Source organism: Rhodococcus sp. NPDC057014, assembly GCF_042673295.1.
In the GTDB taxonomy this organism is placed as follows: Bacteria; Actinomycetota; Actinomycetes; order Mycobacteriales; family Mycobacteriaceae; genus Rhodococcus_F.
This window is the reverse complement of sequence record NZ_JBHUSF010000009.1, coordinates 1-26,031: the sequence shown is the minus strand read 5'-3', so window position 1 is coordinate 26,031 and position 26,031 is coordinate 1. Positions and strand designations below refer to the sequence as shown.

General features: G+C 69.9%; 9 protein-coding genes. 7 read left to right on the top strand and 2 right to left on the bottom strand.

What is annotated here, in order from left to right; all coding sequences use genetic code 11:
* Positions 1 to 20: 20 nt before the first annotated feature.
* Positions 21 to 194: a hypothetical protein gene (locus ACFTZB_RS03315; protein ID WP_005244525.1), complete on the bottom strand. Its 174-nt coding sequence runs from the start codon at positions 192 to 194 to the stop codon at positions 21 to 23.
* A gap of 166 nt (positions 195 to 360) precedes the next feature.
* Here ACFTZB_RS03315 and ACFTZB_RS03310 point away from each other — a divergent pair, with 166 nt between their 5' ends.
* A complete protein-coding gene (locus tag ACFTZB_RS03310; RefSeq protein WP_378430075.1) occupies positions 361 to 2,091 on the top strand; it encodes an ABC transporter ATP-binding protein in 1,731 nt (576 codons plus the stop codon).
* Entirely contained in the window at positions 2,088 to 3,845 is a 1,758-nt protein-coding gene (locus ACFTZB_RS03305; RefSeq protein WP_378430074.1) for an ABC transporter ATP-binding protein, read from the top strand. Before ACFTZB_RS03310 ends, ACFTZB_RS03305 begins: the two co-directional genes overlap by 4 nt.
* An 87-nt stretch (positions 3,846 to 3,932) precedes the next feature.
* On the opposite strand, the gene ACFTZB_RS03300 is transcribed toward ACFTZB_RS03305, so the two are convergent.
* Positions 3,933 to 4,868, bottom strand: coding sequence for a methionyl-tRNA formyltransferase (locus ACFTZB_RS03300; protein ID WP_378430073.1), 936 nt, complete (start codon positions 4,866 to 4,868; stop codon positions 3,933 to 3,935).
* 110 nt (positions 4,869 to 4,978) lie between these two features.
* Here ACFTZB_RS03300 and ACFTZB_RS03295 point away from each other — a divergent pair, with 110 nt between their 5' ends.
* The 5 genes from ACFTZB_RS03295 to ACFTZB_RS03275 all read left to right on the top strand — a co-directional run bounded on the left by ACFTZB_RS03295 (position 4,979) and on the right by ACFTZB_RS03275 (position 25,842).
* The gene (locus tag ACFTZB_RS03295) at positions 4,979 to 5,782 is read left to right on the top strand and encodes an alpha/beta fold hydrolase (protein WP_015888572.1); all 804 of its coding nucleotides are present in this window, start codon (positions 4,979 to 4,981) and stop codon (positions 5,780 to 5,782) included.
* Positions 5,783 to 5,861: 79 nt separating this feature from the next.
* The gene (locus ACFTZB_RS03290; RefSeq protein WP_378430072.1) at positions 5,862 to 7,061 is read left to right on the top strand and encodes a diguanylate cyclase domain-containing protein; all 1,200 of its coding nucleotides are present in this window, start codon (positions 5,862 to 5,864) and stop codon (positions 7,059 to 7,061) included.
* Between the two features lie 308 nt (positions 7,062 to 7,369).
* Entirely contained in the window at positions 7,370 to 24,085 is a 16,716-nt protein-coding gene (locus ACFTZB_RS03285; RefSeq protein WP_378430071.1) for an amino acid adenylation domain-containing protein, read from the top strand.
* 162 nt (positions 24,086 to 24,247) lie between these two features.
* Complete coding sequence (locus ACFTZB_RS03280; protein ID WP_378430070.1) at positions 24,248 to 25,594, top strand: lysine N(6)-hydroxylase/L-ornithine N(5)-oxygenase family protein; 1,347 nt, start codon at positions 24,248 to 24,250, stop codon at positions 25,592 to 25,594.
* Entirely contained in the window at positions 25,591 to 25,842 is a 252-nt protein-coding gene (locus ACFTZB_RS03275; RefSeq protein WP_005244517.1) for an MbtH family protein, read from the top strand. The genes ACFTZB_RS03280 and ACFTZB_RS03275 overlap by 4 nt, the downstream gene beginning before the upstream one ends.
* Positions 25,843 to 26,031 lie beyond the last annotated feature (189 nt).

Below are 26,031 nucleotides of genomic sequence, written 5' to 3'. Positions count from 1 at the left end.
AGTCGAAGTGGATGAAATTCTCAGTCGAGCTTGGTGGTGGGTCCGATTCCGAGCATGGAAAGCAGCATCCTGCACTCGTCGGCATCTTCGGCGTATGCAGCGACTACGCGCTGCGCCTGGCGGGCGGTCTCGTCGGCTAGGGGTTCGAGATCCTCGTCCGCGATGTCGTTTTCGGCGGTCGTCTTCGCGGCCATCTTTGTCCTCTCGGGCTTGCTGCTGCGTCACGCGCAGTAGTTCGTATCGGCGACTCTATGAGAACCGGGCATGTCAACGCTAGTTGCCCATCGATTAGGGTTCATCTAGTTAGGGTCCGCTTACTTGGTGGTGGGTGGGGAAGCGTCGGCGTTGGGAGTTACGCGCGTGAAGACTGGTGGCACCGCAATTCTGCGTCGCACCCTGGTGCGGAATCGGGGTCGGCTGGGCATCGGCACGGTACTCGTCTGCCTGCATCAGGTGGCGGAGACGCTCGTCCCGATCTCGATCGGTGTGATCGTCGACCGGGCCGTCGCGACCGGCGACGTGTTCGCTCTCGTGGTGTGGCTGTGCGCCCTCGCACTGCTGTTCCTGGTGCTCACCGCGGCCTGGCGTTACGGTGCGCGTTTCATCGTCGTGGCGATGCAGAACGAGGCCCACCGGCTGCGGATGGAGGTCGCGCACCGCATCCTCGACCCGCGCGGAGTGCGCACCGACCTGCGGGCCGGCGAGCTGCTGTCCGTGTCGACGTCGGACGCCGACCGCGCGGCGTGGATCGCGGACATCACCCCGCGCGCCGCCGCGGCCCTCACCGCGGCGATCGGATCCGCCATCGCCCTGCTGCTGATCGACGTGCCCCTCGGCCTCGCCGTACTGATCGGCACCCCCGTCATCCTCGGACTTCTCCAACTCGCGGCGCCGCTGATCACCCGCCGCGCCACCGACCAGCAGGCGGCGGTCGCGCGGGCGTCCGCGATGGCCACCGACCTCGTCAGCGGGCTCCGGCCCCTGCGCGGGATCGGCGCCGAGGTGCCGGCGTCGCGCCGGTACCGGGCCGCCAGCCGCGACGCACTCGGCGCCACCCTGCACACGGCGAAGAGTTCCGCCGTGTTCGCCGGGGTGTCGATGACCGTCAGCGCGCTCCTCGCCGTCGGGGTCGCGGGTTTCGCGGGCTGGTTCGCGCTCGAGGGCCGCATCACCATCGGCGAGTTGATCACCGTCGTCGGACTGTCCCAGTTCTTCATCGAACCGCTCGGCGTTCTCGCCGGCCTGCCCGGGTTCCTCGCCCTCGCCCGCGCGTCGGCGGACCGCCTCGCGCTCGTACTGGACGCGGAACCCCTGCTGCCCGCCGGGTCGGGCCGGACACTCGACGGCAGCGAACTCAGCCTCACCGGCGTGTCCTACCGGTCGCTGAGCGGACTGGACCTCCGGGTCACCCCCGGCGAACTGCTCGGCGTGGTCGCGTACCGCCCGCAGGACGCGGAGGCGCTGGCCGCGCTGCTGTCCGGGCAGATTCCGCCCGACCGCTACGACGGCGAACTGACGGTGGGCGGCGTCCGTCTGTCGGACGCGGATCTTTCGCACGCCCGCCGGACACTGCTCGTCGAACCGCACAACGGCGACCTGTTCTCCGGAACCGTCGCGTCGAACGTGACCGCGGGCAGGCCCGGCGCGACGCCGTCCGAAGTGCAGGCGGCGCTGTCCGCGTCGGCGGCGGTCGATGTCGTCGACGCACACCCCGAGGGGCTCGATCACGAGGTCGCCGACCGCGGGTCCTCGCTGTCCGGCGGTCAACGCCAGCGCGTCGCCCTGGCCCGCGCACTGGTGGCGCAGTCGCCGGTGATGGTGCTGCACGATCCGACGACGGCGGTGGACGCCGTCACCGAACACACGATCGCGGGCGGGATCGCGGACCTCCGGCATCGCACGGTCGCGTTGGATCCGACGTCTCCGACGGTCGCGGGCCGCCAGACCACCATCCTCATCACGAGCAGCCCCGCGCTGCTGTCCGTCACCGATCGTGTCGTCGTGCTCGACGACGGAACGGTGGCCGGCGAGGGCACCCACTCGCAACTGGCCACCGAGAACGCGAACTACCGTCAGGCGGTCCTGCGATGAGTGAACTGCTTCCCATCGCGAACGCGCGCGACACGTGGGCGTGGCTGAGGTCCGAGCTGGGACGGCGCCGCGGCCGGAGCGTCTTCACGCTGCTGGTGGCGGCTGTCGCGGCCGGCATGGCGCTGGTCCCCGTCTACGTCTTCGGCGTCCTCGTCGACCGCGTCCAGGACGGTGCGCCGCCGTCCACCATCGGCTGGGTGGTCGCGGTGATCGCGTCCGCCGCGGTGATCGGCGGACTGTGCGCCGGGTTCGCGTCGTACCTGATCCGCAGTCTCGGCGAGGGAATCCTGGCGGACCTGCGCGAGCGCACCGTCGACCGGGCGCTGCGGCTGCCGATCCAGACGGTCGAACGCGTCGGCAAGGGCGACCTGCTGTCGCGTGTCGGCGACGACGTCGCGGTGATCGGCAAGGCCGTCACCGACGTGGTCCCCAACCTCGTCACGGCGGTCCTGCTGGTGGTGCTGAGCATGGTCACGATGCTCGGCATCGACTGGCGGCTCGGACTCGCGGGGATGGTGGCGCTACCGATGTACGCGCTGGCGATGCGCTGGTACCTGCCCCGGTCCGCGCCCGTGTACGCCGCCGAACGCGTCGCGATGGGAGAGCGTTCGCAGGCCCTGATCAGCAGCATGCAGGGCGCCAGGACGGTGCGCGCCTACGGTCTGGAAGACAGCCACCTGGGTCAGATCAACGGCGCGTCGGAGAAGGCCCGCGACCTGTCCGTCGGCGTCTTCGCGCTGTTCACCCGGTTCGCGGGACGCGGCAACCGGGCCGAGTTCGTGGGGCTGGCCACCATCCTCGCCGCCGGATTCGCGCTGGTGAACGCGGACATCGTCACCGTCGGCCAGACCACCACCGCGGCGCTGCTCTTCCACCGGCTGTTCAACCCGATCGGCATGCTGATGTACACGTTCGACGAGGTGCAGTCGGCCGGCGCGAGCCTGGCGCGGCTCGTCGGCGTCGTCGACCTCGACGAAAAATCGTCCGCCGGTTCCGCCGCCGGGGAGAACGTCGGGGAGAACACCGACGCGACGCTCGAACTCGACGGCGTCCGGCACACCTACGACGGCAGCCACGAAGTGGTGCACGGCATCAGCCTGCACGTGAAGTCCGGTGAACGCGTCGCACTCGTCGGCTCGACCGGGGCGGGCAAGACGACGGTCGCGGCGATCGCGGCCGGGTCGATCGTCCCCACGCTGGGGTCGGTGCGGATCGGCGGAACCGCGCTGTCGGACCTCGAGCCGGGCGATCTCCGTCGCCGGGTCGCGATCGTCAGCCAGGAAGTCCACGTGTTCGCCGGACCGCTGATCGACGACCTGCGGCTCGCGGCTCCCGACGCGTCCGAGGAGGACGCGGCGATGGCGTTGAAGGCCGTCGGCGCCGACGGCTGGGTGACCGCTCTGGACGACGGGGTCCACACCGTGGTCGGGGAGGGCGGACACGAGCTGACCGCCGCGCAGGCGCAGCAACTGGCTCTGGCCCGGCTCGTCCTCGCGAACCCGGCGGTCGCGATCCTGGACGAGGCGACGGCCGAAGCGGGCAGCGCGGGTGCGCGGGAACTCGAGGCGTCGGCGGAGGCCGCGACCCGCGGTCGCACGACGCTGGTGGTGGCCCACCGGCTGACGCAGGCGGCTGCCGCCGATCGGGTGGTCGTGCTGGAACACGGCCGGATCGTCGAGGAAGGTCCGCACATCCGGCTCGTCGCCGCCGGCGGACGCTACGCCGAGCTGTGGTCGGCGTGGGAGGGGCGGTAAATCCCGGAAACACCTCGGGTGGATGCACCGCTCGGCGCTGCTGAGGCGTCGAAAGGTACATCCACCCGGTAGTAACGGACGGGACGGTCAGCTGAGGTAGCCGCCGCCGTGGGGGAAGAAGTCGGTCCCGGCGAGTTCGGTGCCGTCGTCGAGGCGGACGCGCTGGATCTTGAGGCCCTTGTTCTGTCCGGTGCGGGCGTCGGGTCCGGCGACGATGACCATTCCGTCGCCTTCGTGGATGAAGACACGCCCGGGCGTTCCACCGTAATTTCCTTCGGATACGGCGGCCTTCAGGACCCGGACGCGTTGACCCTTGAAATGGGTGAACGCGTTCGGGTACGGGTCGGACTGCGCGCGGACGAGGCGTTCGATGGCGTCGGCGGGCCACGTCCAGTCGATGCGGCTGTCCTCGGGGGCGCGCTTGTGGAAGAACGTGGCCTGCGAGCGGTCCTGCGGCGTCCAGTCCGTGCGACCGGACTCGATCAGTGCGAGCGCGTCGAGGGTGATCGGGCCGATCATGTCGACGGTGCGGTGGAACAGATCGGTGACAGTGTCCGTCGGCCCGACCCGCGTCGACCTCTGCAAAACGATGTCGCCGGCGTCGAGTTCCTCGTCCATCAGGTGCGCGGTGAGGCCTACTTCTTCTTCACCGTTGATGAGCGCCCAGATGAGCGGGGAGAATCCTGTGTACTTGGGCAGGAGCGAATCGTGAATATTGAGGGTGCCGTAGCGGGGAGAGTCGAAGACGTCCCGTGGCAGCCACGTGCGCCAGTTGTTGGCGACGACGATGTCCGGGTCGGCTTCCTTCAGCGCGGCCTTGAAGTTCTCGTCCGGCTTGGTGGCGATGTGCACGGGCACACCGTGCTCGGTGGCCAGGTCGGCGACGGAGTCCGCCCACATCTGCTCGTAGACGTGGTCGCTCTTGGGGTGGGTGATCGCGAGGACGACCTCATGGTCGGACTGGAGCAGGGCCTGCAGGGTACGGTGACCCCAGGTTTGATATCCGAGTGTGGCGACTCTCAACGCGGTCCTCCTGGACGAGCTTGTCGGTCAGCGCCGCAATTGAGCGGCAGCAAAGCCAGCTTAGGCTATCCAATCTATTTCGGTGAGACCGGCCATGGAAGGAAGGCAAGATGACGATCGCCACGATCAACGGGATCCCCCTGAATTACCAGGTCAAGGGATCCGGCGATTTAGTGGTGCTCATCATGGGGACCGGAAGCCCGGGACGGGTGTGGGATCTGCATCAGACGCCCGCGCTCGTGGACGCCGGTTACCGCGTCTGCACGTTCGACAACCGGGGCATCGCGCCGTCCGGTGAGAGCGTCGACGGGATCACCATGGACGACCTCGTCGCCGACACCGCGGGACTGATCGAGCACCTCGGCGGCGGCCCGGCCCGTGTCGTCGGCACCTCGATGGGCGCCCGCGTCGCGCAGGAACTGGCCCTGTCCCGCCCCGATCTCGTGCTCAAGGCGGCCTTCCTCGCCGGTCACGCCCGCATGGACTACTTCCAGCAGACCCTGACCGAGGGTGAGCGCGCCCTCCACGACAGCGGGGTCGAACTCCCCGCCAAGTACCGGGCCGCGGTGACCGCCGTGATGAACCTGTCGCCCGCGTCGCTCGTCGACCCGCACACGGCCCGCGACTGGCTCGACCTGTTCGAGTTCAGCGGCGGCCGGACGTCGGACGGTGTGCGCGCGCAGATGGAGATGGACCGCAGCTTCGACCGCAGGCAGGCCTACCGGGCGATCACGGCGCCGTGCCTGTCCGTCGGTTTCGCCGACGACAGGATGATTCCGCCGTACCTCTCGCGTGAGGTGGCCGAGGCCATCCCGTCCGCCCGGTACTACGAGATCCCCGACGTGGGGCACTACGGCTACCTCGAACAGCCCGAAGTGGTGAACAAGGTACTGCTCGAGTTCCTCGCCAACTGACCCGTGGTTGCCGCCACCGTTGTGAGTAGGGTGGATCTTCGAGTGGCTGGGGGACGATCACGGTGACGGCGAGGATCTGATGGCGTTGGGCATTCCGCGCCTCGGGGTGGGCATCGTCCGGTACGACGTCGTGAACGGCATTTTGTGGTGGGACGAGAAGGCCGCCGCCATCTTCGGGGACGACGGTTCCCTGCCGCCGCTCGAATTGTGGCGGGAGCGCGTCCATTCCGAGGACATCGGCACGGTGCGCCGGATGTTCGGGGACACCGCCGGCTCGGTCGGCGCGGAATGCGTGTTCCGTATCGTGCTGCCGGATCGGTCGACCCGGTACATCCTCACCCGCAGCATCGACGTCACCACCGATGCGTCCGGGGCCGCTGTCGAGTTGACGGGGGTCGTCATCGAACTCGGACACGTCGCCGGCCGGGATGCGCAACTCGCGTCTCTGCTCGACCGGGTGGGTCTGGGGTTCATGGCCCTCGACGAGGATTTGCGGATCATCTACGCCAACTCCGGCTGCCTGCGGCACGTGCGCCGGTCGCGGGAGGAGTTGCTCGGCCGCGTCGTCACCGAGGTTCTCCCCGAAACACAGGGCAGCTATTTCGACGCGCTGTGCCGCAAGGTTCTCGCCACCGGCGCGCAGCAGCAGACCCGGGCGGATTCGCTGTATTCGCCGGGGGCGACGATCGAGGTGACCGCCGCGGCCGATGCCGGCGCGCTGGTCGTGCACTTCCGGGACGTCACCGCGGAAGTCACCGCCCAGAAGCAGGCTGAGGAGGCGCATGCGCTGCTTCTGCACGAGGCCACACACGACAGTCTCACCGGGCTGCTCAATCGCGCCGCCATCACCGAGCATCTGCAGCGCCTGTTCGAGCCCGGCGTGGGTCCGGCGGTTGCGTTGTTCCTCGACGTGGACGGGTTCAAGGAGGTCAACGACACTCGGGGGCATCGCGTCGGCGACCGCATCCTGCAGGCGGTGTCGGCGCATCTGCGGCACGCGATGCGGACGCCGTCCGCGGTGGGCAGGCTCGGCGGCGACGAGTTCGTCGCGATCCTCCCCGACGTCGACGAACTGGACGTCGACGACGTGGTCGACCGGATGCTCGCCGCGATAACGACGCCGATCGACGTCGGCGACGAACGGCTCGTCGTGACGATCAGTGTCGGGATGGCGCACAGCACGTCGGCTCGCACGGTCGACGAGTTGCTCCATCACGCCGACATCGCCCTCTACGCCGCCAAGCGTCGTGGCGGGAACACCGCGGTCTGGCACGAATAGGTCGTCCGGGCGGCGGCGGTTGCTGGGCGGCTGCACCCGGGAATCGACGGCCGTCGGTGCCACCCGAGTGAATGAACGCACGGTATGTTTGTGTGGGGAAACCCGACGTCGCGACCGGTTTGGCGCAGGGGATTCTGTCGGCGGTGCGGGGGACACGCGGCCTGGGAGATTGAACCGGAAGTGCCGCTGTGATAACCATCGCCTGTGAACTTGCTGGCAACCGGCTTGTTGCTGGTGGGTAGCCTAACCTAAACTCCTTCGGGTGCCCGTCGTTGGACGGGCGCTCTCGACGGACGATCGGATCACCCATGTCTCCGGACCACTCGGCGGCTGCGCGCCCTCAGTACCCTTCGGCTGAGAGCGCTTCTTCCTCGACCGGCGCCGGTGCGACGCCTGTCGCGCTGCCGGTGACCGCCGCGCAGTCCGAGGTGTGGGTCGGGCAGCAACTGAACCCGGGCAGCCCGGTCTACAACCTCTCGCTCGTCGTCGAGGTCGCGGGCCGGATCGATCTGGACCGGACCGTCGAGGCGATCCGGAAGACCGTCGAACGCGCCGACGCCCTGCACGTGCGCTTCGAGCGCGGCGAAGGCAACGAACTGCTCCAGGTGCCGACAGCGCCCGGCGAGTGGACCCTGAGCGTCGTGGACCTGCGCCGCGAAGCCGATCCCGACACGAGTGCGCGCGGGTGGATGGACCGCGACATGCAGACCGTCGTCGACATCGAGGGCGACGAACCGCTGTTCCGGCACGCCCTGCTGCGCACCGGCGACGAGTCGGTGATCTGGTATCAGCGCTACCACCACAGTCTCATCGACGGGTACGGCATCACCCTGCTCGTGGCGGACGTCGTCGATCGATACGACCACCCGGAACTCGAGACGTCCACGTCGTCGTGGCCCCTCGACACCCTCGTGGCGTCCGATCGCGACTACCGCTCCTCGGAGCGTTTCGCATCCGACCGCGACTTCTGGGTCCGGCAGGTCGTCGACGCGCCGGAACCGCCCCGGCTGCTCCCGCAGGTCGTCGACCACTCCGGGACGCCGATCTCCGCTCTCGTCGAGATCGACGGGGACGACGCCGACGCGCTCTACGCCTTCGCCTCCGACGCCGGGATCCGGCGCACCCGGCTGCCGCTCGCCGCGGTCGTGGCATACATCCACCGGCTCACCGGCCGCCGCGACCTCACGCTGTCGCTGCCGATGACGGCGCGGGTCGGGCGGGAACTGCGCCGCATCCCGGGGATGTGCTCGACGATCCTGCCGCTCCGGGTGCAGGTAGATCCCGAGATGACGGTGGGTGAGCTCGCCACCCGCATCGACACGACGCTGATCTCGGTGCTGCGGCACGGGCGTTACCGCGGTGAGGACCTCGCCCGCGAACTGCGGTCGATCGACCCGGACCGCCAGATCTTCGGTCCCGGAATCAATTCCATGATGTTCGAGCATTCGCTGACGTTCGGCGGATTCCCGGCGTGGGTGCGCGGTTCGGCGACCGGACCGGTCCGCGACCTGGACTTCTCGATCCGCGGTGGGCAGGATTCGGAGCCCATCCAGATCGACCTCCGGGCCCCGGCCGGCCTCGGGGCCGAGCTCGAGGAGCACCGCCGTCGGCTCGAGCACTTCGTCGGGCAGATCGTCGCCGACCCGGCGCAGCCCATCGCGTCTCTCGATCCGATGACCGCGGCCGAGCGCCGGCAGTTGCTGGTGGAGTTCAACGACACGGCGTCCCCGCAGGAATCGGTGACGGTCCCGGAACTGTTCCACGCCCAGGTGGCGCGGACACCGGATGCCGAGGCCCTGATCGCCGGCGACGTCCGGCTCACCTACCGGGAGCTCGGGGAGCGGGTGGCGCAGCTGTCCCACCACCTCCTCGGCCGCGGTGTCGGGCCGGAAACCGTTGTGGCGATCGGCCTTCCGCGCTCCGCGGAAATGGTGATCGGACTGCTCGCCGTCATGTGCTCGGGTGGGGCGTTCGTGCCCCTCGACCCGTCGTGGCCGGAGGACCGCCGGACGTCGGTGCTCGCCGACGCCGGGGCCGCACTCGTTCTCACCGGCCCCGGTGGGGTCACCGACGCGGGGGAGCGGGCCGTGCCCGTCGACCTCGCGGCGTGGGCGCACGACGGGCAGCCGGCCGAACCGCCCACCGTGACCGTGCAGGGCGCGCGGCTGGCGTACGTCATCTTCACGTCGGGTTCGACGGGCAGGCCCAAGGGGGCCATGATCCGGCACGAGGCCGTCTGCGCGCGACTGCTGTGGCAGCGCGACGAGATCCTGGGATTCGGACCTTCGGATGCGTCGCTGTTCAAGGCGCCGCTGTCGTTCGACATCTCCGTGAACGAGGTCCTGCTGCCGCTGGTGGCGGGTGGCAGGCTGGTGGTGGCCGAGCCCGGCGGAGAACGGGACCCGCAGTATCTCCTGGACCTGATCGCGCGCGAGTCGGTGACGTTCGTCTACCTCGTGTCGTCGATGCTGGACGTGCTGCTCGACCTGTCCCGGGGCACGGACCGGCTGTCGGCGCTGAAGCACGTGTGGTGCGGCGGTGAGGTTCTCACACCCCGGCTGTTCGAGAGGTTCCGCGCGCAACTCGCCATCACGATGTACCACGGTTACGGTCCGGCGGAGGCGACGATCGGGGTGTCGCACGTGATCTACCGGGAGGACGCCGCGCGGATCGCGACGTCGATCGGGCGCCCGAACCCCAACACCCAGCTGTACGTGCTGGACGAGCACCTGAACCCGGTGCCGCTCGGTGCCGGCGGCGAACTGTACGCGGGCGGATTCCTCCTCGGGCGCGGCTATGTGGACGCACCGGGGTTGACGGCGTCCCGCTTCGTCGCGAACCCGTTCGCGGACGACGGTTCCCGGCTGTATCGGACCGGCGACCTCGCCCGGTGGGCGCCGGACGGCACCCTCGACGGCGTCGAGGCGGGCATCGTGTCGCATCCCGCCGTCCGGCACAGCGCCGTCGTCGTGCGGGAAACGCCGACGGGTGCACAGTATCTCGCGGCCTACGTCGTGGCGAAGCAGGATTCGGTGCCGGACGTCGCCGAGTTGCGGGTCTGGGCGTCGTCGAAGCTGCCGGAGTACATGGTGCCGTCGGCGTTCGTCGTCCTCGACCGGTTCCCGCTCACCCCCAACGGAAAACTGGACCGGCGCGCACTGCCCGAGCCGGACCTCGCCGCGGCCGGCGAGAAGGTCGCGCCCCGCACCGCCGCCGAGGAAACCCTGGTTGCGCTGATGGCGGGTGTCCTCGGGGTGGACTCGGTCGGTGTCACCGACGACTTCTTCGCGTTGGGCGGCGACAGCATCGTGGCGATCCAGCTCGTCAACCACGCTCGGCGGGAAGGGCTCTCGATCAGCCCGCGGGAGATATTCCAGCTCCGCACCGCGGAGGCGCTCGCCCTGGCGCAGGACGGCCGGACCGCGGCCGCCGTGGATTCGGACGATGTCGCGGTCGGTGACGTCCGCAGCACGCCGATCCTCGCGCGCACCGCCGAGCGGGGCGGCGAGATCGCCGCGTTCCACCAGTCGGTGCTGGTGCAGACTCCGGCGGCCCTCGACGAACCTGCCGTGAGGGCGGCCCTGGCGGCGGTGCTCGAGCGACACGACGCCCTGCGCGCGACGCTGGTCCGTGGTAACGGAACCGGCCACTGGACACTCTCCGTGCCGGAACCGTCCCCGGCGGCGGTCGACGGAATCCTCCGGGTCGTCGAATTCGACGGCAGCGCCGAACAACTCGACAGCGAGACCCGCGCGGCCGTCGCACGGCTCGACCCGGACGCGGGCACGATGCTGCAGGCCGTCCTGTTCTCCGCGGTCGAGGGATCCGGCCGGTTGCTGCTGATCGGCCACCACCTGGTGGTCGACGGGGTGTCGTGGCGCATCATCCTCGAAGACCTCGCCCGCGCGGGCACCGCCGCGGCGGCCGGGGACGTTCCCGAACTGCCGCCGGTCGGGACGTCGCTGCGCCGCTGGTCCGAACTGCTGGACGAGCGCGCGAAGTCGGGCGCCTTCGACCGGGAACTGTCGTTCTGGGCGGACGTCGCGGCCACCCCCGACGCGCTGATCGGCTCGCGTGCGCTCGACCCGGCCGTCGACCTCGCCGGTCACGCCGAAACCCTCACCGTGACGTTGCCTGCGGAGTTCACCGGGCCGCTGCTGTCCACGGTGCCCGCAGCGTTCCACGGCCACGTCAACGACGCACTTCTCACCGGCGCCGCGGTGGCGCTGCAGCGGTGGCGGGACGCCGAACCCGGCCCCGTGGTCCTCGACGTCGAGGGGCACGGACGCGAGGAAGACCTCGTGCGCCGCGCCGGCGGACCAGCCCTGGACCTCTCCCGGACCGTCGGCTGGTTCACCACCGTCTACCCGGTGGTGCTCGACCCCGGTGCGGCCGCGGACGAGGCGGGCATCGCCGACGCACTCAAGGCGGTGAAGGACCAGTTGCGCCGCATCCCGGGTGCCGGGTTCGGCTACGGCGCCCTGCGGTACCTCGGTGCCGCGACACCGGAATTCGGGCACGCGCCGGCACCGCAGGTGCTGTTCAACTACCTCGGACGGGTGGCGTCCGGCGCCGGCGCCGATTGGCTGCCGCGGGCGATGGGCGGCGCCGACGACCCGCGGATGCCGCTCGGGCATGCCCTCGCGTTCGACGTGATCGCCGAGGACGGCGCCGACGGTCCGGTGCTGCGGACGACGCTGACGTGGGCGCCCGGTGTGCTCACCCGTGACGCCGTCCGGGCCCTCGCCGACGAGTGGACCGCGGTGCTGCGGGTGCTCGCCGGGGTCGACCGCCTCGGCGGTCACACGCCGTCGGACTTCCCGCTCGTCTCACTGACGCAGCCGGATGTTGCCGCGCTGGCGGGGGCGGCCGACGTGCTGCCGCTGACACCGCTGCAGGAGGGCATCTACTTCCAGTCGGCGTTCGAGGACACCGGCACAGACCCGTACGTGGTGCAGCAGGTGATCGAACTGACCGGGCCCGTCGACGCGGCGGCGCTGCACCGCGGACTGCAGGCCGTCGTCGACCGGCACGCGGCCCTGCGCGTCGCGGTACGGGCGGTATCGGACGGCCGGGTGGTCCAGGTGGTCGGCGAAAACGTCCAGGTGCCGATGGAGGTACTCGACCTCACCGGCGTCGCGGATCCGGAGCAGCGCGTGGAAGAGGTACTGGCGGCGGATCGCGCGCGGGGCTTCGACTTCGCCCGCGGACCCCTGCTGCGGTACACGCTCGCCCGGGTCGGGCTCGGGGTGAGCGAAGCGACGGGGGATGTGCCGCGCAGGTTCGTTCTGCTGCAGTCGATTCACCACATCGTCGCCGACGGGTGGTCGGTGCCGGTGATGTTGCGGGAGCTGATGGCGCTGTACAGCGTCGAGGGGGCGCCGCAGGCGCTACCGACGCCGACGCCCTACCGGCACTACCTCGAATGGCTGCGGACGCGGGACCGTCAGGCGTCGCTCGCGGTGTGGCGGGAGGCGCTCGCCGACGCTCCCGAGCCGGTGGAACTGCCGACCCCCACGCTGAAGGGGGAGTCCGGGATCCGCAGTGTCCGGGTGGCGCTGCCGCCGGAAGACACCGCCGCCCTCACCGCGGTGGGCCGGGCCCGCGGACTGACGCTCAGCACGCTGGTGCACGGCACGTGGGGCCTGGTCCTCGGACGCCTCACCAGCCGCGAGGACGTGCTGTTCGGTTCGACGGTGTCGGGGCGCGGCGGCGACCTGCCCGGCATCGAGACCATGGTGGGCCTGTTCATCAACACCGTTCCCACCCGGCTGCGGTACCGGGCCACCGACACGGTGGCCGCGACGCTCGCCCGGTGGCAGCACGAGCAGTCGACGCTGCTCGACCACCAGTACCTCGGGTTGGCCGAGCTGCGCCGGGAAGCGGGACTGCAGAACCTGTTCGAGACGCTGGTCGTGTTCGAGAACTATCCGCTCGGCGACGGCGCGGTCGCGGATCCCACGGGTGCGGTGCAGTTGACCGGCATCCGTTTCGACGAGCATCCGCCGTACGCGATGACGCTGATCGTGGTGCCCGGTGACGCGCTGATGCTCGAGCTGAAGTACGACGCCGCCCGCGTCGATGCGGCGACCGCGACCCGGTTCGCGGAGTCGACGGTCGCCTATCTCGCCGAGCTGACCCGCGACGTCGACCAGACCGTGTCCGCCGTCCCGCTGGCGTCGCGTGAGCCGATTGAGACGGCACTGCGCGACGTCGACGTGGAGTTCCCCGATACGACGGTGACGGCCCTGCTCGAGGAGCAGGCCGAGCGCACACCGGACGCGGTCGCCGTCGTGTTCGAGGACGACCACCTCACGTACGCGGAACTGCACGCGCGCGCCAACCGCCTCGCCCGGCTGCTCGTCGAGCGTGGGGTGGCACCCGAGTCGAAGGTCGCGGTGGCACTGCCGCGTTCGCTGGATCTGATGGTGGCGCTGCTCGCGGTCGGGAAAGCGGGCGGCGCGTACGTTCCGCTCGACACCGGGTACCCCGCGGATCGGCTGGCGTACATGCTGGCCGACGCGCAGCCGGTGTGCGTGCTCACCGACGGCACCGTGACGTTCGCCGGGTCCGGCGTCCCGGAGGTCCGGGTGTCCGACGCCGACCGGTACTCGCCCGAGCCGCTGACCGGTGTCCCGCTCGCACCGCAGCACCCCGCCTACGTGATCTACACGTCGGGCTCGACGGGACGGCCCAAGGGGGTCGTCGTGCCGCACACAGGCATCGTCAACCGCCTGCTGTGGGTTCAGCGATTCCGCCCGATCACCCTTTCGGACAACGTGTTCCAGAAAACGCCGTCCAGCTTCGACGTGTCGGTGCTGGAATTCTTCGGACCGCTCCTCGCCGGGGCGACGCTCGTGCTCGCCCGGCCGGACGGTCACAAGGATCCGGCGTACCTCGCCGACGTCATCGTGCGGCAGGCGATCACGCGCGTGCACTTCGTCCCCTCGATGCTCGAGGTGTTCCTCGCCGAGCCGGCCGCCGCCCGGTGCACCGGTCTGCGGATCATCTCCTGCAGCGGTGAGGCGCTGCCCGTGGCGTCCGCGCGGCGCGTTGCCGAACTCCTGCCCGGGGTGGAACTCGACAACCTCTACGGTCCCACCGAGGCGTCGGTCGACGTCAGCTACGCCGCGTCCGTCCAGGGAATCGACGCGGCCGCGCCGTCCGTGCCGATCGGCCTGCCGACGTCCAACACCGGACTCTACGTGCTCGACCGGTACCTGCAGCCCGTGCCCGCGGGTGCCGCCGGTGAGCTCTATCTGTCCGGGCCGCAGCTCGCCCGCGGCTACCTGGGCAGGCCCGGGTTGAGCGCGGAACGCTTCGTCGCCGACCCGTTCTCCCGCGCCGGGGCCCGCATGTACCGGACCGGTGACGTCGCACGGGTCGACGCGGACGGTGCCGTCGAGTACCTCGGCCGGATCGACGATCAGGTGAAGCTGCGCGGCTTCCGGATCGAACTGGGCGAGATCGAAGCCCAGATGGCCGCCTGCCCCGGCGTGCGGCAGGCCGCCGCCGTCGTGCGCTCGGACGCGCCCGGCCGGCAGCAGCTGGTCGGGTACGTCGTCGGGGACGCCGACCTCGACGACGTCCGTGCGCGCCTGGCCTCGGCGCTGCCGGAGTTCATGGTGCCCGTCGCGTTCGTCGACGTGACGGAATTCCCGCTGGGCCCCAGCGGCAAGCTGAACCGCAAAGCCCTTCCCGCGCCGGACTTCGCGGCACACACGACTTCGGGGCAGGCGAGCTCCGAGCCTGTTGTGGAGAGCGGCTCCGCGGCTGTGCTCGCCGCCCACTACGCCGAGGTTCTCGGTCTCGGGGCGGTCGGGGTGGACGACGACTTCTTCTCTCTCGGCGGCGACAGCATCCTCGCCATCCGGCTGGTGAATCTCGCGCGCCGCGAGGGAATCACCGTCACCCCGCGGCAGATCTTCGAACAACGGACGCCCGCCGCGCTCGCACGTCTGGTCGCGGCCACGGCCGTCCCGCAGGCCCCGCGGGTGGAGGAGTCGGGCATCGGCGTCCTGCTGCCTCTGCCCGTCGTCCACCGGCTGTCCGAGTGGAGCGGCGGAAAGAACCGCTTCAACCAGGCCGTGCTGCTGAACACACCGGCCGGCACCACCGGTGCCGTGCTGGCTGCCGCCCTGAATTCGGTGGTCGCTCACCACGACGGCCTGCGGCAGACGCTCACCCGGCACGCACCGGGCGTGTGGTCGCTCGAGATCGCCGCGACCGCCGAGGTCACGGTGCGCCGCGTCGACGTCACCGGACTCGACGCCGACGCGCTGCGCGAGACGGTGGCAACCGAATCCGATGCCGCCACCGACCGGTTGAACCCCGACGACGGCACCATGCTGTCGGCGGTGTGGTTCGACGCCGGCCCGCGGGAACTGGGCAGGCTGCTGCTCGTCGCGCACCACCTGGTGATCGACGGGGTGTCGTGGCGGACCCTGATCGAGGACCTCGCCATGGCGTGGGTGGCCGCCGACAGCGGCGAGAACGCGGCACTCGACCCGGTTCCCACGTCGCTGCGCGGATTCGCCCGCATCGTCACCGAGCAGGCGCAGGAACCGGCCCGCCTGGCCGAACTCGACCACTGGCTGCGGGTCACCGAACCCGGTGCCGACCTGGTGCCCGGCACCGACGGGCCTGCCGTCGTGAGCAGCGGCGCCCGGCGGACGGTCCGCCTGGACCGGCAACTCACGACGGCCCTGCTGACCACCGTGCCCGCGGTCGTCGGCGCGGACGTCACCGACGTGCTGCTCGCGGCGCTGCGACTGTCGGCCGACCGCTGGCTCGCCGAGCGCGGACGGGAGAACGACCTGCTGGTCGATCTCGAGCGGCACGGGCGCGAAGAACTCGCCGAGGGCGTGGATCTCTCCCGCACGGTCGGCTGGCTCACCAACGTCACCCCCGTCCGGTTGCGCAGCCGGGCGGGCGCACTCGACACGCTCAAGGACGTCAAGGAACAGTTGCGCGGCGCGCCAGACGGCGGCATCGGCTACGGCATGCTCCGGTACGTCAACGCGCGCACCGCCGGTCTCCTCGCGGCGCGGTCCGAATCGCAGGTGCTGTTCAACTACCTGGGCCGCATGCCGCACGCCGCGCCCGGACCCTGGACTCCCGCGGTCGAATCCGACTCCCTGGCCACCGATCCCGATGCCGACCTCGGCGGTCCGTACCGTCTGGTGATCAACGCGCTGTGCGAGGAATCCGCGGAGGGCACCGAACTGCAGGCCGTGTTCGCCTGGTCGGAGGCCGACCTGAGCGAGGCCGACACCGTCGCGTTGAGCGACGGCTGGGTGGCCGCCCTTCGTGAACTCGCCGACGCCGCCGCAGAACACGACGGACCGGCGATGCTCACGCCGTCCGACCTCCCGCTCGTGACGCTGACGCAGGACGAGATCGACCGGATCGCGCTGGCGAGTCCGAGCGGGATCGACACGGTGCTGCCGCTGTCGCCGCTGCAGGAGGGTCTGTACTTCCAGGCCGGGTTCGACTCCGGCAACGACATCTACACGGCACAGTTCTCCCTCGACTTCGAGCACCCCCTCGACACCGATCGGCTCGCCGCCGCGCTGCGCACCCTGCAGCGCCGAAACCCCACGCTGCGGGCGGGATTCGTCAGCGCGGGCCTGCCCGCGCCGGTGCAGTTCTTCGGCACCGGACTGGACGTGCCCGTCGCCGAGTTCGACCTGCGCGAACTCGGCGAGCCCGAACGCGACTCCTACGCCGCACAACTGACGGCGCAGGACCGGCTGACACCGTTCGACCTCACGTCCCCGCCGCTGTGGCGGGCCATGGTGCTGCGGCTCGGCGACGCCCACGACCGCCTCGTGATCAACCGGCAGTTCCTGCTGTGGGACGGATGGTCCAACGGTCTCGTCGTCAGCCAGTTGCTCGCGCTCTACGAATCGGGCGGCGACGACTCCGGGTTCGCCGCCCCGGAAGGTTCTTTCGAGGACTACCTGCGGTGGCTGGCCACCCGGGACGCGGACGCCGCGCAGGCGGCGTGGACCGACGCCCTCGCCGGGCTCGACGAGCCGACGCTGCTCGCCGCGACGATCACCGGGGAGCCGGAGCCGCCGCAGCGCCGGGACGCGGTGCTGCCGATGGACCTGAGCGAACGGCTCCGGGCCGGGGCCCGCGGTGCCGGTGTCACATTCAACGCCGTGCTCAACGCCGCGCTGGCCGTCGTCCTCGGAATCGAGACCGGACGCCGCGACCTCGTGTTCGGCACCACCGTGGCCGGACGCCCACCGGAGGTCCCCGGCATCGACGCGGTGACCGGAATGTTCCTCAACACCGTTCCTGTCCGGACGACGCTGCGCGCCGACGAGACCGTCGCCGACCTGCTGCGGCGCACCCAGTCCGAGCGGCTGGCGCTGACCCCGTACGACTACCTCGGGCTCGCCTCCATCCAGCGGGTCTCCGAGCACCGCCAACTGTTCGACGTGCTGTACGTGCTGCAGAACTTCGTGGACGAGAAGCAGGTGTCGGCGCTCAACGCGGCGCACGACATCAGCGGCGGCGACAGCATCGACCACACGCACTACCCGGTCACCGTCGTCGTGACCCCCGGCGCGAGCGTGAGGGTGAAGTTCGAGTTCCACCCCGAGAAGATCCCGGCGTCGCGGGTCGAACGCATGCTGTCGCGGTACGTGACCGTGCTCGAGGAGTGGTCCACGGATTTGTCGGGTGTGGTCGGCGGAATCGCCGGTGCCGCAACGCCCGCGCCGGCCGAGCCGAAGGCCCTGCCCGACAGAACCATCGCCGACCTCTTCGCCGACGCGGCCCGCATCCGTCCTGACGAGACCGCGCTCGTATTCGGTGACCGCACCGTGAGCTACGCCGAACTCGACGCCGACGTGAACCGGATGGCGCGGCTCCTGCTGGGCCGCGGCGCGGGACCGGAGCGGATCGTCGCGCTCGCGCTGCCGCGGACTGTGGAGATGGTGGTGGCGCTGTTCGCCGTCCTGCGCACCGGATCCGCGTATCTGCCGCTCGAACTCGACCACCCGGCCGAGCGTCTCGTCGCGATGCTCGACGACGCCCGGCCGACGGTCCTCGTCACCACGTCGGACGTCGCGGGGACGCTCGCCGCTGCCACCGTGGACACGCTGGCCGTCGACACCCTCGACTTCGGCACGGTCGCGTCGGTACCGCTGTCGGAGGCCGAACTCGGCGGGTTCGCGCCCGGAACCGAAGGGCGCCTGGACCATCCGGCGTACGTCATCTACACGTCCGGGTCCACCGGCAAGCCGAAGGGCGTCGTCACCCCGTACCGCGGCCTGACCAACATGCAGTTCAACCACCGGGAGGCGATCTTCGAGCCCGTCGTCGCCGCGGCGGGTGGCAGGCGACTGCGCATCGCCCATACCGTGTCGTTCGCGTTCGACATGTCGTGGGAGGAGCTGCTGTGGCTGGTGGAGGGCCACGAGGTCCACATCTGCGACGAGAACCTGCGGCGTGACGCCGAGGCGCTCGTGGCCTACTGCGACACCCACCGGATCGACGTCGTCAACGTGACACCGACGTACGCGCAGCACCTGATCGAGGAGGGTCTGCTCGACGACGGCCCGGGCAGGCACCGGCCGCCGCTGGTGCTTCTCGGCGGCGAAGCGGTGTCGGATTCGGTGTGGAACCGGTTGCGCGACACGGACGGAACGTGCGGGTACAACCTGTACGGTCCCACCGAGTACACCATCAACACGCTCGGTGCCGGCACTGCCGACAGCGCGACGCCCACCGTCGGCACACCGATCTGGAACACGTCCGCGTACGTGCTCGACGCCTGGCTGCGCCCCGTTCCCGACGGCGTTCCCGGTGAGCTGTACATCTCCGGGGTCGGGTTGGCCCGCGGCTACCTCGACCGGTTCGCGTTGACGGCGGAGCGTTTCGTCGCCGACCCCTTCTGTGAATCCGTACGTATGTATCGGACGGGCGACCTCGTCCGCCGGCGTGACGACGGGAACCTCGACTTCCTGGGCCGCACGGACGATCAGGTGAAGATCCGCGGTCACCGGGTGGAACTCGGCGAAATCGCCTCGGCGCTCGAAGCGCTGGACGGCGTGCGCCAGGCGGCGGTCGTCGTCGACTCGGGCCCGGGCGGGTTCAAGCGGCTCGTCGGCTACGCCGCACCCGTGAGTACTTGTCAACCGCCGGACGTTAACAAGTACTCACAGGCGCTGCGCGCAACGTTGCCGGACTACATGGTGCCCGCCGCGGTCATCGAGGTCGACCGGCTGCCGATGACGGTCAACGGCAAACTCGACGTCAAGGCACTGCCGTCCGCGGACGACGTGCTCGGCCGCAGCGGAGGTGCGCGCACCGAACCCCGCACCGACACCGAACGGGTGCTGTCCGAACTGTTCGGCGAGGTCCTCGGCGTTCCCGCTCCCGGGGTCGACGACGACTTCTTCGACCTGGGCGGTCACTCGCTGCTCGCCACCAGGCTGATCAGCCGGGCACGGGCCGCGCTCGACACCGACCTCACCATGCGCGACCTGTTCGAGGCGCCGACGGTGGCGGAACTCGCCACCCGGATCGGCGACGACACCACGTCGTCGCGTCCGGTGCTGGCGGCCGGGCCACGGCCCGAGCATCTGCCGCTCTCCGCTGCGCAGCAACGCCTCTGGCTCCTGCAGCAGGTGGAGGCGGGCGCGGGCGCCGCCGTCGCCTACAACTTCCCGATCGTCCTGCGACTGCGGGACGCACTCGACCCGGCGGTGTTCGAGCAGGCGCTGACCGACGTGGTGTCCCGGCACGAGTCGCTGCGCACCGTGTTCGGGGAGCACGACGGGGAACCCGTGCAGGTGATCCTGGACGACGTCCGCCCCGACGTGGCGGTCGTGGACGGCACCGAGGCCGATCTGGTCCGGCAAGTCACCGAGACCGTCGGCCGGCCGTTCGATCTGGCCACCGAGATCCCGGTGCGCGCGAGCCTCATCCGGGTCGGCGACGAGCAGGTGCTGGCGATCGTGCTGCACCACATCGCCACCGACGAGTGGTCGGACCGGCCGTTCCTGCGGGACCTGATGACGGCGTACGCCGCTCGCGCGCAGGGTTCGGCACCGGGGTGGGAGGCGCTGGCCGTGCAATACGCCGACTACACGCTGTGGCAGCGCGACGTGCTGGGTGATCCGCAGGAGAAGTCCAGCCTCGTCAGCCGGCAACTCGACTACTGGGCGAAGACCCTCGACGGGGCGCCCGAGGAATTGGTGCTCCCCGCCGACCGCACCCGTCCGGCGCGGCCCAGCTTCGCGGGCGGCGCCATCGAGACGACGCTCGACGCCGCGACGACGCGGGCGCTGCGTTCGCTCGCGCGGACGTCGGGGACCAGCATGTTCATGGTGCTGCACGCGGCGTCGGCGGCGTTGCTGCACCGGCTCGGCGCGGGCGACGACCTGCCGATCGGGGCGCCGGTCGCCGGCCGCAGCGAACAGGGCCTCGACGACCTGATCGGGTTCTTCGTCAACACCGTGGTGCTGCGGACGGACGTGTCGGGCAACCCCACGTTCGACCAGTTGCTGGAGCGGGTCCGCGACACCGACCTGGCGGCGTTCTCGCACTCGGACGTCCCGTTCGAAACCGTTGTGGAGAAGGTGAATCCGGCGCGGACCCTGGCCCGGAACCCGCTGTTCCAGGTGATGGTCGGCTACCACAGCCGGACGTCCGATGCGGTTCTCGCACCCGGATCGGCCCTCACCCCGGTGACGTTCGAGGAACGCACCGCCAAGTTCGACCTGGTGTTCAACTTCACCGAATACCTCGACGACGAACGGGTGGAACTGCGCCTCGAATACGGTTCGGACCTGTTCGACCGTGCCACCGCGGAGAAGATCGCGCGCAGGCAGGTCGAGGTGCTCGGCGCCGTCGCGTCGGACCCGGGAGTCGCCGTCGGCGACCTCGACGTGTTCCTCGGTGCGGAACGCGAACTGGTGCTGCACGGATTCAACGACACCGCACAGCCGGTGGCGGAGGAGACGTTCTACGAGGCGTTCACGCGCCACGTCGTCGCGACCCCCGACGCGGTGGCCGTCGTCGATGCCGAGGGCGAGGTGACGTACGCGGAATTGAGTGCCCGCGCCGACCGGATCGCCGCGCTGCTGCATCGGCGCGGTGTGTCGGCCGAAAGTGTTGTGGGTCTGGCGGTTCCGAGGTCTGCGCAGATGGTGGCGGTCGTGCTCGGGGTGCTGAAGCTCGGGGCGGCGTACCTGCCGCTCGACCTGAACCACCCGTCCGACCGCATCTCCTACATGCTCGCCGACTCCGCCGCGCGGGTGCTGGTGACCACGGTGGGGGAGAGCCCGCGCATCGCGGAGGCCGACGGCCTCGTTCGCGTTCTCCTGGACGACCCGGGCGTCGTCGCCGAACTCGAGTCCGGGCCCGGCGGACCGGTGCCGCTGCCCCCGCGGGGCCTGGACCACGCCGCGTACGTCATCTACACGTCGGGCTCCACCGGTAAACCCAAGGGCGCGATCCTTACTCACGATGGGATCCCCAGCCTCGTCGCGACCGCCGAACAGCGGATGAAACTGATCCCGGGCTCGGTGGTGATGCAGTTCGCGTCGATCGGATTCGACGTGGCGGTCTTCGAGTTGTCGATGGCGCTCTGCACGGGCTCCCGTCTGGTGATCGTGCCCGACGAGTCCCGCGTCGCCGGGCCGGAACTCACCGATTTCATGGCTGCGCATTCCGTGACGCACGCTATCATTCCGCCGTCCCTGCTGGCGGCGCTGCCGTCCGGATGCGACGTCCCCGAAGGATGCACCGTGCTGGTGGGCACGGAGACCGTGCCGCCGGAACTGATCGGACGGTGGGCGGAACGGCTCAACCTGCTGGCCGCCTACGGTCTCACCGAGGCCACCGTCAACAACACGCTGTGGCAGGCGCAGCCCGGGTGGAACTCCGCTGTGCCGATCGGCATCCCGGACCCCAACGAACAGGCGTACGTCCTCGACGACCGCCTGCAGCCGGTGCCGCCGGGGGTGGCGGGCGAGTTGTACATCGCCGGCCGCGGACTGGCCCGCGGGTATCTCGGCAGGCCCGACCTCACGTCGGTCCGGTTCGTGCCCAGCCCCTTCGGCGACGCGGGCACCCGCATGTACCGGACCGGCGACCGGGCGCGCTGGCGGGCCGACGGCAACATCGACTTCCTCGGGCGCGTCGACGACCAGGTGAAGATCCGGGGGTTCCGCATCGAACTCGGCGAGATCATCGCGGCCCTCGGAAGCCATCCCGCCGTGAAGCAGTCGGCGGTCGTCGCCGATCGGTCCGGCGACATCGTCCGCCTCGTCGGCTACGTCACCCCGGCCGACGGCCACGGGGCCGGGCAGATCGACCCGCAGGTGGTGCGGGACCACGCCGCCGCGCGGTTGCCCGACTACATGGTGCCGACCCTCGTGGTCGTGCTGGACGGCGAACTTCCGTTGACCCCCAACGGGAAACTCGACCGCAAGGCACTGCCACTGCCGGACTGGTCGGCCCTGACCGGGGACGGCACCCCGCAGACGCCGGAGCAGAAGGATCTCGCCGACCTGTTCGCCGAGATCCTGCACCTGCCGTCGGTGGGCGTCCACGACAACTTCTTCGACCTCGGCGGCAACTCCATGGCGTCGATGCGGCTGGTGGGCCGGATCCGTGGGCGGTTCGCCGTCGACATCGGCATCCGGGACGTGTTCGACAGTTCCACGGTGGCCGAACTCGCCGCGATCGTCGCGGCGGCCGCGTCCACCGGTAGGCCGGTGCTGACGGCGTCGGATCCCCGGCCCGAGACGCTTCCGCTGTCCGGGCCGCAACGCCGGTTCTGGAAGCAGTTCCGGGCGGCCGGCGCCGACGCGCGCGCCAGTCACGCACTGTCGCTGCAGTTTCGCGACACCGTCGACCCCGAGATCCTGGCGCAGGCTCTCGACGACGTCACGTCGCGGCACGAACCGCTGCGCACCGTGTACGTGGAGGTCGGGGACCACGTGTTCGCCCAGGAGGCGGTGCGGCCCGCTCTCGAACTCGTCGACGTCGGGGACGGGGACGTGCACCGCACGGTCTTCGAATTGGCGCAGGCCACCCTCGACCTCACCGAGCACGCACCGCTGCGGGTGCATCTGGTGACCGGTGAAGACGGCACCCAGGCGCTGCTCCTCGCGATGCACTACATCGCCGTCGACGAGTGGTCCGTGGTGCCGCTGCTCGGAGATCTGATGGGTGCATACGCTGCCCGGTCGCACGGCGAAGAACCCGAATGGGAACCGCTGCCCGTCGGATACGCCGACTACGTGGTGTGGTCGCAGGCAGTCGCCGGCGATCCCGGGGATCCGGACAGCCGCCGGTCCCGTCAGCTCGCGTATTGGCGCGAGACGCTCGACGGGATGCCGTCCCGGCTCGACCTTCCTGCCCCGACCGTCCGCGGACTGCGGACCGCGGAGATCGTGCCGGTCGAGATCGACGCGGAACTGCACAGTGCGGTCGCGAAGTTCGCGAGCGACACGGGCACCAGCCTGTTCATGGTGTTGCAGGCGGCGCTCGCCACCGTGCTGACACGGCACGGCGCCGGCACGGACATTCCGCTGGGATCGCTCGTCGCGGGACGCACGGAGGAGTCGCTGGACGCGCTGGTCGGCTGCTTCTTCAATATCGTTCTGCTGCGAACGGATACGAGTGGCGATCCCGATCCCGTGGAGTTGCTGCAGCGTATCCGGGCCGCGAATCTCGACGCGCTGGACAATCAGGACGTGGCGTTCGCCGACGTCGCGGAGGCGCTCGGCGACACGCCGGTGCTTCGTCCGCAGGTCATGATCGTTCATCACGAACAGGCCAGGCTCGGTCACCTCGATGCGCTGGGCGGCTTCATGCCGGTGCCGGTGGGTGTGCCGGATTCGGATCTGACGCTGAGCTTCTACGAGCCGATCGGCGGCGGACCCGTCCACGCATATTTCTCGTTCTCCTCGGATGTGCTCGATGCCGGGGAGGTCCGTGGCTGGGCGTCGGAGTTGTCGACGCTGGTTACCGCATGGGCGGAAGGAGCCCGATGATCAGGAGTGATCTAGATCGCACATTCGGGGCGGACTTCGCCGCCGCGGGAGCCGGAAGTACTTGGTACTGTGCTCGAAATAAGGATAGGCTTCACTATCTTGCCGGAAGACAGACGGCGGCTGGGTCGGGTGCGGCGCGGCGTCGAGGACGGACAACGAGCTATGAGTGAATCGCCGGAAACGGCCGGTACAGATCTCCCGGTGCGAGATGTCGTGGGTGTCGGATTCGGTCCCGCCAACCTCGCACTGGCCATTGCCATCGAGGAACACAATGCGGAGTGCCCCCCGCGCGAGCGGATCAGCGCGCAGTTCTTCGAGAAGCAGGATCGATTCGGGTGGCATCCCGGGATGCTGCTCGACGGCGCGACCATGCAGATCGCGTTCCCCAAGGACCTGGTGACGTTCCGGAATCCGCGCAGCGCATTCACGTTCTTCAATTACCTCTTCGATCAGGGTCGCCTCGTCGACTTTGTCAATCACCAGACCTTCTTCCCGACTCGGCACGAGTTCCACGACTACCTGCAGTGGGCGGCACGCCGAGTGGACGCCGACGTGCGGTACGGCACAGCGGTGGAGACGGTACGCGGAATCCGCGGCGACGACGGGGTGATCGACCGCTTCGAGGTCCGGGCCGCCGACGGCAGCGCGGTGATCGCACGCAACGTCGTGGTGGGCGCCGGCCTGCGGGAACGAATCCCCGAGTGGGCCAACCCCTCTACGCGGTGCTTCCACAACCATCAATTCCTGTTCCGGCTCGGCGAGATGCCTGCCCCGGTCCACCAGCGGTTCGTCGTCCTCGGGGCGGGCCAGAGCGCCGCCGAGATCGTGCAGTACCTGCACGGAAACTACCCCGACGCCGAAGTCCACAGCGTCTTCTCGCGTTACGGCTACAGCCCGGCCGACGACAGTCCGTACGCCAACCGCATCTTCGATCCGGAGGCCGTGGACGACCTGCACGGCGCCCCGGAGGCGGAGCGTCTGCGATTGCTGGATGTCCATAGGAGTACTAACTATTCGGTGGTCGACATCGAGCTCATCAACGAGTTGTACGCGACCGAGTACCAGGAACGCGTGCGCGGGCGCCGCCGGCTGTTCATGCGCCGCGCGTCGGAGATCGTTGCCGTCGACGAGACTTCGGACGGAATCGAGGTGTCGGTGCGCAGCGGTGTGGACGGCCTCACCGACACTCTTGCCTGCGACGCACTGATTCTGGCCACCGGTTTCACGCCCGCCCCGCTCGGGCCGCTGCTCGGCGACCTGGCGCCGAAAACCCACCCGCCGCGGGAAGTCGGCCGAGATTACCGATTGGCGGTTTCACCGGACGTCACAGCGGGAATCTATCTGCAGGGCGGCACGGAGAAAACGCACGGAATCACGTCGTCGCTCCTGTCGAACGTTGCCGTGCGGGCGGGAGAGATCGTTACATCTGTCGTAACAAGGCGTAGCCGCAACGGCGCGCTTGCTAGTGTGAACGCACAGGACACGTATGCGACAAGCGAGGCGAGATGAGCACCAATCCATTCGATGACGAAGAAGGCCGCTTCTACGTGCTGGTGAACGACGAGGACCAGCACTCACTGTGGCCCACGTTCTCTGAGGTGCCGGCAGGCTGGCGCGTGGTTTTCGGCGAGGAAAGCCGGGCAGCCTGCCTCGAGTACGTGGAGAAGAACTGGACCGACATGCGGCCGAAGAGCCTGCGTGAGGCCATGGAGGCCGACGAGAAGTCGGGCGGACGGCACAGCGTCGACAAGAGCTGACCTCCACGGCGCCCGCGGTTCGGTGCCGATCCGGGCCGGGACGACCGTCCGGTGAGATTCCGGCGGTCGCGCCCGGCCGACGGCCGAGAGGCCGTCACCTGAAACTGCCTCAGGCCGCTTTCTGTGTGTGTGTTTCGACCGGCTTCCGCCGCCTCGTCTTGAAGACGGGGCGGCGGATGTCGTCTGTGC

Coding starts and splice junctions, on each gene's coding strand:
- ACFTZB_RS03285 (WP_378430071.1), top strand. CDS start 7,370: ATGTCTCCGGACCACTCGGCGGCTGCGCGCCCTCAGTACCCTTCGGCT.
- ACFTZB_RS03295 (WP_015888572.1), top strand. CDS start 4,979: ATGACGATCGCCACGATCAACGGGATCCCCCTGAATTACCAGGTCAAG.
- ACFTZB_RS03275 (WP_005244517.1), top strand. CDS start 25,591: ATGAGCACCAATCCATTCGATGACGAAGAAGGCCGCTTCTACGTGCTG.
- ACFTZB_RS03280 (WP_378430070.1), top strand. CDS start 24,248: ATGAGTGAATCGCCGGAAACGGCCGGTACAGATCTCCCGGTGCGAGAT.
- ACFTZB_RS03290 (WP_378430072.1), top strand. CDS start 5,862: ATGGCGTTGGGCATTCCGCGCCTCGGGGTGGGCATCGTCCGGTACGAC.
- ACFTZB_RS03315 (WP_005244525.1), bottom strand. CDS start 194: ATGGCCGCGAAGACGACCGCCGAAAACGACATCGCGGACGAGGATCTC.
- ACFTZB_RS03305 (WP_378430074.1), top strand. CDS start 2,088: ATGAGTGAACTGCTTCCCATCGCGAACGCGCGCGACACGTGGGCGTGG.